Raw genomic sequence first — 16,855 nt, forward strand, 5'->3', positions numbered from 1 at the left:
GGGCAAGCAATGCCCGGCCCACCAGCGCTAAGGCAGTTGTTCGCGAATAATAAAGAAGGGTGCTTTCAGGCTATTCCCGGGATGGTTATTGATGATGTTCTGATAAATGAACTCCACGTCATTCCCTGTACCCTGGAAAATGGTGTCTCCGTTCATGTTCACATCGCCCGTATAATAGCCCCTCAGTTTGAAGAATGGGCTCGCCAGGGCATTGAAGCCAGGGTTGATAACCTGATTATAAATGGTATTTATATCATTGTTCGTACCCTGGAAAATCACGGAGTTGTGGGGGGTACTGCTGGCATTATCGATGTTGGAATTACCCGCCCACATGGCCACACCCTGCTGCACAATTACCTGTGCCTGATTGGTAACCGCCTGCGTATAGCTATTGGTACCAGTGTAGGTATAGGTGGGCGTGCCGGTGTTGCGGAAATCTACGGTAGTAGTCGTTGATGACAGTGGTAAAGTGGCTCGGCTCATCACACCCAGGTGGTTGCGGTGCCGCACGGCCACGAAATAGTTTCCGGGTAATGCCAGACTGAATACCACGGCAGACGTACCATCGACATCTACAATGTCACCATCGCGCTGAAGCAGGGCAGCCCGGCTATCCACGATGGTTGTACCATTGGCGCTCCGTAGCTCCACGAATACCCAGTCGACAATGGCGTTCGAGCCGGTCACGGCTGTTACGCTGGGGTTCATCGCAGCCGTGGCCGTGATGGGGTTCAGGGAAGCATACGGATGAGACAGTGGTAAAAATCCTTTCGACCGCAGGTCGTCGCGCATCAGCACATTCGGCAATGTGACGCCAAACAGCGCACCCTGCAAATACACCTGGGGCAATAAGGAGATCAATGGAGCCGGGGCCACAGATGGGGTAGTCAGGGACGTTGTATTGTTGGCCGGGGTACCATCACCCACCGGAATAGCCGTGACCGCCGTGAACGTGAGGGGCAGGTTGGCCGTCGGGGCATTCGGAACAATCGATACCGCCAGGGTTTCGCTCGTAGCCGTAGCCAGCGATACCGACTTGACACAGGTAACGAGCTGACCACTTACCGAACAGGTGAAACCATTAGACGTGGTGAAGCCTGCCGCAACGGATACGTTGGCGGGCAACGTGAGCGTAACCGATACCGGACCCGCGTAATTACCCGTGCCGATGTTGTTGACGGAGATAGGTAATGTGCTACCCAGGGTTGCCGTCAGGCTCGGCGTTGGCTGACTGATGACAACGCTCAGATCGACAGCACCATTCGGTGGGAATACGGTGATGTAGACTGTGGCAGTCGTACAGGCCGGACCGGCACCGTTGTCGCATACCCGGTACACATACGAGTCGGTACCGGTGAAACTGTTGACGGGTGTGTAGGTGAAACTACCGGTCGATGTCAGCGTCAGTGAACCATTGCTGGGGCCAACAATAGGCGTAGTCGTAACCGTCTGGGTGTTTCCTTCGAGGTCCTGATCGTTGGTCAGTACATTGCCACTTACCGGAACGTTGATGAATGTACTGTAAGCGTCATCATACGCAAGGGTTTGATTGACGGCTGGATTAGCCCGTACCGTTATGGTTACCGTTGCCTGATCGCACAGGATCGGACTACCATTATCGCACACCTGATACACGAAGGAATCGACACCCGTGAAACTGCTGACCGGGGTGTACGTAATTGTACCATCCAGATTCAGGGTCAGGTTTCCATTTGTGGGAGAGCTGACAACGATTGGCTGACCCAGCGGCTGACCATCGGGGTCGCTGTCGTTCGCTTTAACCGCAATAATAACCGGTGTATTGGGTGTGGTAGCGGTCAGGTCGTTCTGAGCGATAGGCGCATCATTGGCGTTTGGCGCGTTGTCGCGGATTCTGATAGTGGCCAGAGCCGTAGTACACTGGGCGGCCGTGTTACAAATCTGATACACAAACGAATCGATACCCACAAAGTTAGCGGCCGGAGTGTAGGTATAGCTACCACTAGCCTGGATCACTACCGTACCATTCGTTGGTCCGGTAATGGGTGTAGTCACTACCGTTAGTGCCAGTCCGGCAGGCTCCGAATCATTGGTGCGCAGACTCCCGGATACCGGAATGTTTTTTGCCGTCTGGTTCAGGTCGTTCACCGCAACCGGGCGACTTGGTGCTACCGTAATGGAGACGGGTGTCGTTGAACAGACGCCGGGTTGGTTGATGCTACAAATAGTGTAATTGAATGAGTTGACACCAGAGAAGCCTATCGCAGGGGTGTAGGTCACGGTACCATTCGCATTTAGCACGGCCGTACCGTTGGCAGGCTGACTGGCCAGGGAAACGATAACGTTAGTGGTGCTGGCAGGCAGACCATTGCGGGTATCGTTAGCCAGAATGGTGGTTGTAACGGGAGTGCCCGATGCGGTTGTATTCTGGTCGGGATTGGCGATGATCACCGAAATAACGGTCAGGCCGACCGGTGCTGTCGAGCAGACAGTCGGCTGGCTGATGTCGCAGATGGTATAAATGAACGAAACGGGGCCTGAATAACCCGGAGCGGGGGTGTAGCCGATGGTACCGTTGGCATTCACCGTAGCCGTACCCGTAGCGGGTGGGGTAGTCACGGTTACCGTTACGTTGGTAGCGCTGGCGGGCTGGCCATTGCGCAGGTCGTTGGTCAATACCGGAACCGTTGTGGCAATGCCCGCCGTTAGGGTCTGGCTGTCGGGGTTAGCCTGTACGGTACTAATCACCGTAATGGAGGTGGTTGTGGTTGAGCAGATGCCGGGTTGGGCGATGTCGCAGATGGTGTAACTGAAGGAATTAACCCCGGAGAAGCCTATCGCAGGGGTGTAGGTCACGGTACCATTCGCATTTAGCACGGCCGTACCGTTGGCAGGCTGACTGGCCAGGGAAACGGTGACGTTGGTGAGGCTGGCCGGTTGCCCATTGCGGGTGTCGTTGGCCAGCACGGTGGTTGTAACGGGGCTTCCCGCTTCGGTCGTGTTCTGGTCGGGGCTGGCTACCACCACTGCGTTTACGGTCAGACTGACCGGTGTTGTCGAGCAGACAGTCGGCTGGCTGATGTCGCAGATGGTATAGGTAAAGGAAACAGGCCCTGAAAATCCGGGAGCGGGGGTGTAGCCGATGGTACCGTTGGCATTTACCGTAGCCGTGCCCGTGGTGGGTGGGGTGGTCACAGTTACCGTTACGTTGGTAGCGCTGGCGGGCTGGCCATTGCGCAGGTCGTTGGTCAATACCGGAACCGTTGTGGCAATGCCCGCCGTCAGGGTCTGGCTGTCGGGGTTAGCCTGTACGGTACTAATCACCGTAATGGAGGTGGTTGTGGTTGAGCAGATGCCGGGTTGGGCAATGTCGCATATGGTGTAACTAAACGAGTTGACACCCGAGAAGCCTACTGCCGGAGTGTAGGTTATGGTACCGTTGACATTCAGCACGGCAGCCCCATTGGCCGGCTGACTAACCAGGGAAACGGTGACGTTAGTGGTGCTGGCAGGCAGGCCATTGCGGGTATCGTTGGCCAGCACGGTGGTTGTAACGGGGCTTCCCGATGCAGTCGTGTTCTGGTCGGGAACGGCTATCACTACCGCATTCACGGTCAGGTTTACCGGTGCTGAAGAGCAAATGGTTGTTTGACTGGGTGCGCAGATGGTGTAGGTAAAGGAAACAGGCCCTGAAAATCCGGGAGCAGGGGTGAAACCAATGGTGCCGTTGGCATTCACCGTAGCCGTACCCGTAGCGGGTGGGGTGGTCACGGTTACCGTTACGTTGGTCGAGCTGGCGGGCTGGCCGTTGTACGTATCGTTGGCCAGTACACTTATACTGGCAGGGATATTGGCGGTAAGGATTTGCGTATCGCCCGTAGCCAGCAGGGTGGCGCATTGAGCGGCTGATCCTGTCACGGCGTTAAACTGTTCGAGGGGTGTCTGGTTGCCGCCCGGAGGGGTACCCGAACGGGAATAAAAGTTGTTGTCCACGTTCAGATTCTGATCTGTATCGGCAGCATCAATAAACGGATCCCCCGGTGGAAGTACACTGGCTTCACCGAAACAGCCATTGCCCGCAAATGAGAACAGAGGGACAGGGACACCGGTGTTGAAGGTGCCATAATCTGATTCGTTGGGGGATTTGCCAATCACGAAGTAACTGTAGTTTGGGTCCAGCGGAGTGGTATACGTCTGGTCGTTAGGGCCCAGTCGTATTGGTGCCTTTTCCCAGGTACCCGTAATGTCCTGGACGTTGGTGATCGAGAACGAAGCCGGTACTTTGACGGTAAACTGGGCGGTGCTTCCCTTCTCGGTTGAACTGGTGTTCAGTGCGTTCGGGGTACTGTAGTTCGGAACAACCCAGGCAATATACCGGCCTGTGGTTGCATCGTAGGTAAGTTGATAATTCACCGTGAGGGCCGCTTTCTGCCCAAAACTGTAATGACTTCCCAGGAGCAGGATAATCCAGCATACATGAGGTAATACGTGTTTCATAAGTAATTAGATAGAGGTGACTTAATAGGTTGTTAGAGGTGGTTAATTGGCCTGGGAGCTGTTATTTCAGCCCCCAGGTACTGGTAAGAAAATTAAGGCAGTTGTTCGCGGATGGTGAAGAAGGGGAGTTTCAGTACGTTACCAGGGTGGTTGTTAATCACATTCTGATAAATAAACTCGGTATCGTTGCCCGTACCCTGGAAAATTACTTCTCCGTTCATGTTCACATCGCCCGAATAATAGCCCCTCAGTTTGAAGATGGGGCTCGCCAGCGTGTTGATGTTAGGGTCGATAACCTGACCATAAATGGCGTTCACATCGTTGTTCGTACCCTGAAAAAATATCGAGTTATGGGGTGTACTGCTGGCATTATCGAGGTTGGCGTTACCCGCCCACATCGCCACGCCCTGTTGCACGATCACCTGCGACTGATTGATGGCCGCCTGTGTGTAACTGGTGATACCGGTGTACGTGAAAGTAGGGGTGTTGGGGTTACGGAAATCCACGGTAGTGGTGGTTGCTGACATCGGCAGCGCGTTCAGGCTCATTACCCCCAGGTGGTTGCGGTGCCGCACGGCTACGTAATAACTACCCGGATTAACCTGCCCGAACTGTACCGGCGAAACACCGTCCACATCCACAATGTCACCATCGCGCTGGAGTAGAGCCGCCCGGCTGTCGACCACAATCGACGGATTGAACGAATCACGCAGTTCAACGAACACCCAGTCTGCAATGGCATTGGGGCCGGTCACGGCCGTTACGCTGGGGTTCATCGCAGCCGTGGCCGTAATGGGTGTCAGGTACCCGTAAGGATGAGTCAGTGGTATATGTCCTTTCGACCGCAGGTCATCGCGCATCAGCACGTTCGGCGATGTGACACCGAACAGCGCACCCTGTAAGTACACCTGCGGTAACAGGGATATGAGCGGTGCCGGTGCCTGTACCAGCACCGTTGTTGTTGCCTGCGCACAGTTGCCGGCACTGTTACACGCCGAATACGTGAAGCTGGTTGGGCCACTGAAACCAGCAGCAGGCGTGTACGTATAGCTGCCTGCTGGCGACATCACGACGGTGCCGCTGCCGGGCTGGCCAGTTGAATAGGTCAATGCCAGACCTTGTGGATCACTGTCATTGAGCGAGACGTTCCCCGTTTTGGACGTGTTTCGTTTCGTGATTAATCCATCGTCTACGGCTGTGGGCGATTGGGTAATTCCTACCGGTGGGGTTGGCTGTACGTTGACGCTCACGGTTGCTGTAGTACACAGGGCTGGCGATGCTTTATCACATACCTGGTAAGGGAAACTGACCACACCGGTGAAGTTGGCTGGTGGGGTATACGTCACGCTCCCATTCGCGTTGACAACCACCGTACCCTGGGCAGGCTGACTCAGGATAACCGGGTTCGTCAACTGTCCGGCCAGACTCGTTGCCGAATCAGGGTCGCTGTCATTAGCCAGTATTACAATGGTTATAGGGGTATCCTGCGTCGTTTTTGTATTGTCGTTGTTGGCTATCGGCGCATTGTTACCCAGAATAGCATTCGGGGAAATGTTTACACCGACGCAGGCTGAGCTACTCAATCCGCCCACATTGGAAATACTGTAGCAGAAACTAGCCGTACCGGTAAAATTAGCGGGCGGGGTATAGGTGTAACTACCGTCGGGATTAATTACTACTGTTCCATCGGCGGGTGGTGTGAGCAACGAAGCCGTTAGCGGTAGTCCCTGTGGATCCCTGTCATTCGTAAGCACATTGCCGGAAACGGGGGTGTTGATGCGGGTGTCGGCAATGTCAGACGTTGCTACGGGTGGGTTGCCTGTTACCGTTATACTGGCGAAGCTGGTGGTACAGATGGTTGACCCCAGGGTACTGCATAACTGATAAACGAGGGTGTAACTGCCCGGTGCGGTGCCCTGCGCCACACTCACACTACCCGTTGTAGTGTTCAGCGTGATGCCCGCCGAGGTACTGACCAGACTCAGGGACGAGTTCGCCGTCGTCGGCAACGCGCCATTGACCAAATCGTTGGTACGTACGTCCGTTACGGCGATGCTGCCCGGTCCTATGATGGCTGTACCGGCATCGGGCAAAGCGGCTATGCTTGGCGTGACCGTGATGTCAATCAGCCCGGTGGTGCAGGTCGGGGTAGTAAGGTTATCGCACAACTGGTAGACCAGGGTATAGCTGCCGGGTGTGGTACCGATGGCTACGCTCACACTACCCGTGGTGGTGTTCAGGCTAATGCCCGGGTCCTGGCTATTGACCAGGTACAGGATGGAGTTGCCCGACGCAGGAGCCACGCCATTGACCAGATCATTGGTGCGAACATCGGCCACGGCATTACCACCGGTTCCTGCGCTGACAGTACCCGAGTCAGGACCGGCCGTGACACTGGCCGTCACCGTAATAGTGGCCAGCCCGGTGGTACAGGTAGTCGGTGTAAGTTTATCGCAGAGCTGGTAGGTCAGTGTGTAACTGCCGGGTACCGTGCCCTGGGCCACGCTCACACTGCCGGTAGTGGTGTTCAGCGTGATGCCCGCCGAGGTGCTAACCAGACTCAGCGTGGAGTTGACGGACGTAGACGTAACCCCGTTAACCAAATCGTTAGTACGAACATCGGCCACGGCGTTACCACCGGTTCCTGCGCTGGCAGTGCCTGAGTCAGGACCGGCCGTGACACTGGCCGTCACCGTAATAGTGGCCAGCCCGGTGGTACAGGTAGTTGGTGTAAGTTTATCGCAGAGCTGGTAGGCCAGTGTGTAACTGCCGGGTGCCGTGCCCTGGGCCACGCTCACACTGCCGGTAGTGGTGTTCAGCGTGATGCCTGGGTTCTGGCTGCTGACCAGACTCAGCGTGGAGTTGACAGAAGTGGCTGCTTCGCCATTGACTACATCGTTGGTTCTGACGTTGGCCACGGCGGTGCCACCCGTACCCGCGCTGGCCGTTCCGTTGTCGGCAGTTGCCACAAGACTCGCACTGATTGTTATCGAAGTGGTAGCCGTGTTGTTGGTAACATTACTCTCATTCACCGTCGCTACCGTAGCCGATACAACCTGGGTGGTACTGGCCAATGCCGTTAGGGGAGTGATTGGTACCAATACGGTCGTGCTGGCACCGTTGGTAAGGGTGGCCGACGAACTACAGCTCACCAGTGTGCCTGATGTGACGCAGCCAAAGCCGTTGTTCGTGAAGGTAGCCGATACCGTCATACTAGCCGGAAGGCTGAGCGTGAAGCTCACCAGTCCCGATGTGGGGGCCGTTCCAATATTGCTCAGGCTAACCGGCAGGCTGCTGGTTTGACCAACGACCAGATTTGGACTGGGCTGGCCAATCGCGATGATCAGGTCGGGGGCTACCACCGGGATGGTGACGGTTGTGGTAGCCGTGTTATTATTCGGATTACTCTCGTTACCCGTCGCTACGGTTGCTGACAGAACCAGGTTGGTACCCGTCGACGCGGCTAGTGGCGTGATGGGTACCAAGATCGTGGTGCTGGTACCATTCGTAACGATTGTTGGGTTGCTGCAGGACACCAGTGTACCCGAGGTAGCACAGGTAAAGCCGTTGCTGGTGAACGTAGCCGATGCCGTTACGTTGGCTGGGATACTCAGAGTCAGGCTCACCGGCCCTGCGGTGGGGGCGGTGCCAATGTTACTCACGATAACCGGCACCGCGCTTACCTGACCAACCACCAGATTCGGACTGGGCTGACCGATGGCCACAACCAGATCGGGCTGACCGGCAACCGGGGTTGTTACGGTGGTCACTGCCGTATTGTTGTTGGCATTGCTTTCTCCGGTGGTGGCTACTGTGCCTGATAGTACCGGACTGGTGCCCACGGCCGCATTTAGGGGCGTGATGGGAATAGCCAGTGTGGTACTCATTCCGTTGGCAATTGCAGCGGAAGAACTACAACTAACCAGCGTGCCCGAGGTGGCGCAGGTAAAGCCATTGCTGGTAAAAGTCGATGCAGCCGTAATAGTCGCCGGGATGCTCAGCGTAAAACTGACCGGCCCCAGCGTGTTGGCGGTGCCAATGTTGCTGATCGTGACCGGTACACTGCTTGTCTGGCCCGCTACTAATACTGGCGAAGGCTGGCTGATGGAAACGGTCAGATCGGGTGCAATAACCGCACTCGCTGTAACGGTAGCGGTGTTATTGTTCGGATTACTTTCGTTGGCCGTTATTACCGTAGCCGAGAAAACCGGATTGACCGCAATAGCCGTTGTCGTAACGGGTACAGACACCGTCACGTTTCCGCCATTACCAATCGTGGCCGACGAACTACAGTTCACCAGTGTGCCTGATGTGACGCAGCCAAAGCCGTTACTGGTAAAATTGGCCGGAGCCGTGGTACTGGCCGGAATACTCAGGGTAAAGCTCACCGGCCCTGCGGTAGGAGCAGTGCCAATGTTACTCACGAAAACCGACACCGTACTGGTCAAACCAAGCGTCAGCACCGGCGAGGGCTGGCTAATGGATATGGTCAGGTCCGGGGCTACAACGGCTGGCGTGACTATGGTGGAGGCTATATTGTTATTTGTATTTCCCTCGTTGGCTACGGCTACGGTAGCCGAGAGTAGTGGGCTGGTACCGGCCGCGGTTGGCAGAGGTGTAATGGGTACCTGAACCGTTGTGCTGGCACCATTGGTAAGGGTGGCCGACGAACTACAGCTTACTAACGTACCCGAGGTAACGCAACCGAAGCCATTGCTGGTAAACGTAGCGGGAACGGTAACGCTGGCGGGAACACTGAGCGTGAAACTCACCAGCCCTGCGGTGGAAGCGGTGCCAATGTTGCTAACCGTTATGGGAACAATACTGGCTTGCCCCACCGCAAGGGCCGGTGATGCCTGACCAATCAGAATCGTCAGATCAGGAGCTGCCACTGGTCCTATCGTAGTTGTGGTTGTGTTGTTGTTCAGGTTACTTTCATTCGCCGTCGCAACAGTTGCCGAGATAGTAGGGCTGGTACCGGTCGAAGCCGCCAGGGGTGTAATGGGTACCTGAACTGTAGTGCTGGCCCCATTGGTAATGGTAGCCGACGAATTACAGGATACGAGTGTGCCCGAAGTGGCGCAGGTAAAGCCGTTGCTGGTGAACGTAGCTGAAGCTGATACGCTGGCGGGGATGCTCAGGGTAAAACTCACGGGTCCTTGTGTCGGAACAGTACCAATATTGCTCACTATCACGGGCAGGCTACTGGTTTGACCAACCAGCAGGCCGGGAGTAGGCTGGCCAATGGCAATGGTCAGATCGGGTCCAAACACCGTTACCGCAGCGGTCGTGGTGGTACAAACGACCGGGGTAGCGATGGTGCAAATCTGGTAAACGAGCGTGTAGGAACCTGGTGACGTCCCGGCGGCTACACTCACACTGCCGGTGGTGGCGTTCAGCGTGATGCCGGGTACGGTGCTTACCGTCGTCAGGGTGGCATTGGCACCCCCACCGCTCAGGATGGGCGTTACCCCGTTCACAACATCATTCGTCGTGACGTTGGCAATGGCCGTGCCACCCGATGCCAGGGCTGTACCCGCATCGGGAGAGGCCGTTACACTGGGCGTGACGGTAACATTAACCAGACCCGTAGTACAGGTGGTTGAGCCCAGGGTGCTGCACAACTGATAAGTCAGCGTGTAACTGCCGGGGGTGGTGCCGATGGCCACACTCACACTACCCGTTGTGGTGTTCAGCGTGATGCCTGGGTTCTGGCTGCTAACCAGACTCAGACTTGAGTTGGCGGAGGTGGCGGGTTGACTATTGACCACATCGTTGGTTCTGACGTTGGCCACGGCGATGCCACCCGTACCCGAACTGACCGTTCCTGAATCCGTGTTGGCAGTCAGACTGGGTGTAACGGTGATGGTGGCCAGAGCCGTGCTACAGGTGGTGGGGGTTAACTTGTCGCAGAGTTGATAACTCAGTGTGTAACTGCCGGGGGTGGTGCCAGCCACTACGCTCACTGACCCGGTAACCGTATTCAGGGTTATACCCGCATTCTGACTGCTGATCAGGGTCAGCGTAGCGTTTGCCGTGGTGGGCAGGGCTCCGTTTACCAGGTCATTGGCCCGAACATCGGCTATGGCCGTTCCACCCGTGGCCGAACTGATCGTACCGGCATCGGGATTCGTTGTTACGCTGGGGGCAACGGTAATACTGGCGAAGCTGGTAGTACAGGTAGTTGACCCCAGGGTGCTGCACAGTTGATAAACGAGGGTGTAGCTGCCGGGTGCCGTACCCTGGGCCACACTCACACCACCGGTAGTGGTGTTGAGGGTGATGCCCACCGTCGTGCTGACCAGACTCAGGGACGAGTTCGCCGAGGTAGCGGGTTGTCCGTTGACCACATCATTGGTTCTGACGTCCGTCACGGCGGTACCACCCGTACCCGCGCTGGCCGTTCCTGAATCCGTGTTAGCGGCTATGCTTGGCGTAACGCTGATGGTGGCCAGTCCGGTGGTACAGGTCGGGGTGGTGAGCCTATCGCACAACTGGTAAACGAGGGTGTAGCTGCCGGGTGTGGTGCCCTGGGCCACACTCACGCTACCCGTGGTGGTGTTCAGGGTGATGCCCGGCGAGGTGCTGACCACGCTTAGGGTTGAGTTGGCCGAGGTGGAGGCTACACCATTGACTACATCATTGGTGCGCACGTCCGTTACGGCTACTCCGCCGGTGCCCGCGCTAACCGTACCCGCATCGGGGTTTGCGGTAACTAGGGCGGTGACGGTTACCGATGGGGGGCAGCTACCCGTTCCCTGTGGGGAGGATACCGATAGAGAGCGAGCACCCGTTGGACCTGAACCGTCGTAGGAAATGGGGATGGAGAGCGAGGTTTGCCCCGGCGACAGGTTGGTTGTGTAGGAAGCCGGTATCGAAGCAAAACCGGCTCCCGTTACCGAGGCTATAACGACTTGCCCGTCGCGGGTGGTGGTAATCGGAATGGTTAGGGTACCCGTTGAGGCCGTACCGAGTGTAAAGGTGCCATTCAAGGTAGCGGTGGCGCAGTTGCCGTAGGTGAAGGACCCTTCTTTTATGCGCCAGTTAACCTGTATTCCATTGTTTGGATAGGACGTTAGTGGCGGGTTTTTGTTGGCATTGACAGGGCCAAACGCTGCGTTATTGGCATCAGCACCATTATCAAGACCATCGCCATCCGTATCGGTGCCCGTCAGGGTAAGCCCTGCTTCGGCGGTATCCAGTTTTGTATCGTTGTCACTATCCAAATCCAGGTAATCCGGGTTGTCGGCTCCGTCGGTGTTGACGGGTGTTAGGCCGTTGGTGGCGGTATAGGCCAGCGGTAACCCTACTGCATTGACTGCCGTAATGGCACCCGGCGCTATGTAGCCCGCCGTCGTTTGGGCTTCAATGTTGTCGGGAATACCATCGCCATCCGAGTCCAGGTCGAGGGAGTTTGGGATGCCATCGCCATCCGAGTCAAGTAGATCTCCGCCTTCGGTCGTGTCCAGAATGCCGTCATTATCGTCGTCGATATCATTGGCGTTGGCAATGCCATCACCATCGGTGTCCAGTACAGCCACGCAGGTAACAGGATCGACGAACACAATACCCCCTTCTCCATCCAGCGGAAAGTTAGCCGTGTTCGCATTGCCAGTGGTTTTATTCATCGAGTAGGTTACCTGGAACGATGAAACGCCTACGTAGGCAAGGCCTACGGCATACCTTGGATCCGTTCCTGCGAATCCCGCCTGAGCTTGGGTTCCCTGAAAACGAATAGCATTGGCTGTATTGGTAACCGAAATGCTGGTGGGGGTGGTTGAGTTTGGGCCGCTGAGCTTATAGGAGTATAAATCGGCCTTATTGGCGGTGACCGTTTCCGTTATGCCGGTAGCCGCATCAAAATCAATGTCCCCAACGGTGAACGACCCCTGAATAACAAACGGGGTGTTGGTGCCCGTTCTTACGACGGACCATTTCACCGTGGCGGTCACTGATGTAGCGCCCGTGGCGGATGCAACGCCAAACCGGGCTAAATTCGTCGTAACCCCCCCCGTCGTGTTAACAAAATTATCGAATCTTGGATACACTGTCGTATTGACAGTCAGGTATTGACCAGTCGAGTAGGTGAGAACCTCACCGATTACGTCCACCACCTGACCATTAATCGTCGCCACGTTAGGGTAACGGGCTTTGAGGCCAACCGGATTCGTAGCCGATGTGGTTGTGGAGGTGGGCGCGGTGGCAAAGGAAAATTTCGTAAAGCCATTTTGGCCCGGTATCGGACAGGGAGCTGTTTGCACGCCTACTGTAGCACTAACGGGCGCACTACACCCATTGGCATCCGTTACGGTAGCGGAGTAAGTCCCCGTGGTTACGTTCGACAGATTTTGGGTCGTGTTGGCAATGGGTGCCCCATTTTTGGTCCATACATAGGTGTACGCCGGGCGGCCTCCATCAACGGTCAGGTTCACGGCTCCGTCGGTGGTGGTTAAGCCGCTGGCGTTGGTCACCGTAGCCGAAACGGCCAGATCAGGGTACTGTACAAACGGGTAGTAGATCTGGGTCGTACTGTTGGAGTTATTGTTGACCCGGACGGCTATTTCATCAAAAGATAGAGTCGTTACAAAGCCAAATACCCGCCTTCCAGCTCCTGCCAAAGCGGTATATTCAACCAGGTTTGTCGTTGATGTGGCGGTTTCCCGCAACGCACCCGCCAGATAGGTATAAACGGTAATAGAGGTCGCTAAGGTATTGGCTGCCAGGGTACTGGTTCCCAGTACGTATCCTGCCGTAGAGCCGGCACTGAACGTAGTGCTGGCTCCTACGGATATTTGTCCATAACCGCTATTACCCAGCGTACCGGCTGCTGCTGTTGCAATCGTTCCGAAGTTAGTCAGGTTGGCATCGGGCACGTTGGCAGTGTTTGTAGCCCCTGCTCCGTTACCGGCACCAACGCCAGTGGCCGCTACGCTAAGCGTGCGGGCCGGAACAACTGCCGCCGACGGAAAGTTGGTTGTAATGACATTTCGGTAACTACAAGGTAGCGTCTGTGCTGCTGAGTCAACCGCTAATCCGGTCAACAACAGCATCAATATACTATAGGACAGCCACGTGGATAGGAGTCGGATTGCCCTTCCGCCTGTACACCCACTTTCTGGCTGTTTTACGGTTGATTCCCTGCACAACAGCGAATAACCACTACCAACACAATTAGAGTAAACAGGTACATTCATAGATTGATGTTATAATTACGGATAAACCTTCCTGACTGGTAAGCACGACACGCACACGGTTGTCTTGAGCAACAATGGCCGGGTCAGCGCCATAAAACTGGTGTTGAGGACTAACCTGTAGCCTGATTTTACCCTGTTTTATGGTGTGTGTGTTACCGTTACCAGTAAGGCAACAACCTTGCGACAACGTTGACGTAAACGCAGAATAGGGGACGAACGGAGGATTATGGGGACGAAAGGGGGAGGTGCTGTGCTCCCGGGAAAAATTAACAGATGGGGGGAGCTTTTACAAGATTGATGCCAAAGTATAGTTATTGTAGGTGAAAAGATTATATATGGCCACAATAGACTACTATAAGTTAAAAGAGATTACAAAATGTTTATTTAATAGCTTAGTTTGAGGAGGGAACGGTAATGAATACTTTACCCTAGAAAGGAGGTACTTGCAGCCGGAATAGCTATAAAATTGGTTAGTATTGGGTAGCCAATTTTCATACGTTTACCAGCTCACTGATGGAGTAGCTTTAAGAGCAGACGTACACGGTTGGGAAAGAAAGTATGCGGATACTATTAATTGAGAATGATCCTGAGTGGGCGGCTGCCCTGGCGACAATGATCGAGTCTTTGGGCTATCAACTGATGGGCACTGCCCACTCGCTGAGTCTGGCTGAAGAAATGCTGAAAAAACAACCGCCTGATTTGATTATCGGCGATGTACTAATGAATAACAGTAGTGTTGTCGAGTTTCTGCAACGTATCCCTACCGTACATTGCCCGGTAATTTTTGCTACCACCTGTACCGATTTGGTTCAGTACGAACTGGCCGGTCAACGGAATGATACCCGTTACCTGATAAAACCATTTCATGCCCTGACCCTTCGCTCGGCCATTGATTCGGTACTACGTAAACCCGCCCCGCCCGAAGTCAGGAAAGGGGTGGCCGTTCGTGGTCCCAATAATCAGCGGGTGATGGTGGCGTTCAACACGATCCATTATATACGTGTCGAAAGAAACTACTGCTTCTTACTGGCCCAGAACAAGAAGTACGCACTGAAAATATCGCTGGCCAAACTTCTCCAGCAGCTGGATGGTCGTTTCGTGCAGATTCACAAAGGATTCTGTATCAATGGGGATTACATAACCCGCACCGACCTGTCGGGTAATCAGCTATTTATCAATGAAGAGGCTCTCCCGATTGGGTATAATTATCGAAAAAAAGTAGTCGATTTTCTGGCCGGGAAGCCGGATTGAGCGGGGCTAATTCCCGTCATCCAATATGTCTTTTCGGGATACGTTTTCGCGGGGTGCTTTGTTGTATTCGCTCCGCCACTCTTTATTCTTCAAATCACCCCGCTTCACCGAGCGAATGAAGTTGGCCCAGGCAAAGGGGTTGGTAAACGCAAACGTTGGGGTGGCACTGCGCCCAACAACGGACTCCCGCCCGAAGAATTGCTGATTGACGAAATTCTGGTGATTGGCCAACGCGCTCATAGGCATGGTTGCCGCCTGCCGCATGAGGGCTTCCGGACTGGTGTTTTTAGCCAGGTTTGCCCGCTCCTGCTCATCGGGAAGTTTCAGGTTGACGAACGCTTCCTTGAACAACTCCTCCGTAGCATACGGGTAAACCTTCACTTCGGCCAGTGTTTTAACATCTTCCTGCAACGCTACCACCGCCGAGTACGTAAGCTCAGTTAACCGGCGGGGAATAATGTGGTACTGTGTCCGGAAACCAACGTAACTGAAAATAACACTATCGCCCGGAAAAACCGGCAGGGCAAAATAGCCGTTGGGAGCGGCTAAAACCCCTTTTCCTGCTTTAGGAATGTAGATATAGGCGCCCGGCAGGGCCTCGTTGGTTTTGCCGCCCGTAATGAAGCCCGTAAACGTTACCTGACGGTCCTGCCCTTGTGCCTGTGCGGTTGAGAACAGCCCCGCCAGGGCAGACAAGACCAGAACAAAGACCAATAACGTTGACAACTTCCTCATAGAACCTATGCGCTAAACTACAAAGTAAACGAGTAAAAGGTAGCATATGGTTTCGGCTACCCAAATTTTAAGAAAGATTAGGAATTGGTTCGGTAGGTGTTAATCCATTTTTTTTGCAGAGACGAGGGCATTAGAACATAGGCCCACTAGGCAAATAACTTCAGGAAGGTGATGATGAACGGGGTGGCCAGCAGGAGCCCGTCAAAGCGGTCCAGAAAGCCACCGTGTCCCGGAATGCTGGTGCCCGAATCTTTGATGGCAATACTCCGCTTGAACAACGACTCGACCAAGTCGCCGTAGGTACCCGTCACCACAATGATACCCCCTACACAATACCACTGCCAGGGCTTTAATTCGGGTGCCCAGAAGGTCAATCCCAGGGCTATAATTCCGGCTGCGGCTGCCCCGCCCAGACTACCTTCCCAGGATTTTTTGGGCGATACCCGCTCAAACAGTTTTCGTCGGCCAAATTTGGTGCCGGCAAAATAAGCCCCGATATCGCTGGCCCAGAGGAGCAGCAGACAGCCCGTAATAATCATGGGATGGAAGGTGCCGCCCTGCAGAGCCATAATAATCAGCAGGGCAAAGGGCATGGCTACGTAGATGATTCCCAGAAACGTGAACCCAATGTTGGTAAACGGTTTCATATCCCGTTTTTTGTACAGCTTGATCAGGAAAATCATGGACGAAGCCGGACAAATCAGGAAATAACTACCCATGCTGATCTGGTCGGTCTCGACAAAATAAGCCAGCACACAAATCATCGTGCCGACCAGTGTGCCATAGGCCGTGAGCGGTTCGAAACCGTCCAGGCCAAGCAGCCGGTAAAACTCCCGTTGCGTAAGGGCACTGACTACGCAAAACAGTAAAGCCAGCGTCCAGTCGGCGTACCAAATCATAAACAGAATAAAGGGTACCCCCACAATAGCCGCAATAACCCGCTGCTGTAGATTGGTCAGTCTAGCTAAACGTTGCTTCATTTTCCAGGATAACTTTGGCTAAAATAGCATCTTTGACTAACACATGCACCTCGTTTTTTCCCCAGCCGATGGTAGGGTAACTACTGCTTTGGCTGGTAGTTACTACGGCGGGTATATCATGTTCGAGCAGCAGGGCTTTAGCCAGTTCGGCCCGGTGAGGCAGGGGGGTGGAATAAATAGATTCCCAATTTTCAGTCATAGTTTAAGGAGTAAGAAATG

General features: G+C 54.7%; 6 protein-coding genes. 1 reads left to right on the top strand and 5 read right to left on the bottom strand.

From position 1 onward, the window contains the following. Positions 1-27: 27 nt before the first annotated feature. Complete coding sequence (locus B156_RS29260; protein WP_018620616.1) at positions 28-4,476, bottom strand: Ig-like domain-containing protein; 4,449 nt, start codon at positions 4,474-4,476, stop codon at positions 28-30. A 92-nt stretch (positions 4,477-4,568) separates the two neighbouring features. Further along, positions 4,569-13,526, bottom strand: coding sequence for an Ig-like domain-containing protein (locus tag B156_RS0115255; RefSeq protein ID WP_018620617.1), 8,958 nt, complete (start codon positions 13,524-13,526; stop codon positions 4,569-4,571). Positions 13,527-14,228: 702 nt separating this feature from the next. Between B156_RS0115255 and B156_RS0115260 the strand changes: the two genes are divergently transcribed. Continuing rightward, on the top strand, positions 14,229-14,921 hold the full coding sequence (locus tag B156_RS0115260) for a LytR/AlgR family response regulator transcription factor (RefSeq protein WP_018620618.1): 693 nt from the start codon (positions 14,229-14,231) through the stop codon (positions 14,919-14,921). A gap of 6 nt (positions 14,922-14,927) precedes the next feature. On the opposite strand, the gene B156_RS0115265 is transcribed toward B156_RS0115260, so the two are convergent. The 3 genes from B156_RS0115265 to B156_RS0115275 all read right to left on the bottom strand — a co-directional run bounded on the left by B156_RS0115265 (position 14,928) and on the right by B156_RS0115275 (position 16,835). After that, the gene (locus B156_RS0115265; protein ID WP_018620619.1) at positions 14,928-15,656 is read right to left on the bottom strand and encodes a carboxypeptidase-like regulatory domain-containing protein; all 729 of its coding nucleotides are present in this window, start codon (positions 15,654-15,656) and stop codon (positions 14,928-14,930) included. Between the two features lie 146 nt (positions 15,657-15,802). Continuing rightward, entirely contained in the window at positions 15,803-16,636 is an 834-nt protein-coding gene (locus B156_RS0115270; protein ID WP_018620620.1) for a phosphatidate cytidylyltransferase, read from the bottom strand. Continuing rightward, positions 16,617-16,835, bottom strand: a complete 219-nt coding sequence (locus B156_RS0115275; RefSeq protein WP_018620621.1) for a putative signal transducing protein — start codon at positions 16,833-16,835, stop codon at positions 16,617-16,619. Before B156_RS0115275 ends, B156_RS0115270 begins: the two co-directional genes overlap by 20 nt. Between the last annotated feature and the right edge of the window lie 20 nt (positions 16,836-16,855).

The sequence above is a fragment of the Spirosoma luteum DSM 19990 genome, assembly GCF_000374065.1.
Taxonomy (GTDB): domain Bacteria; phylum Bacteroidota; class Bacteroidia; order Cytophagales; family Spirosomataceae; genus Spirosoma; species Spirosoma luteum.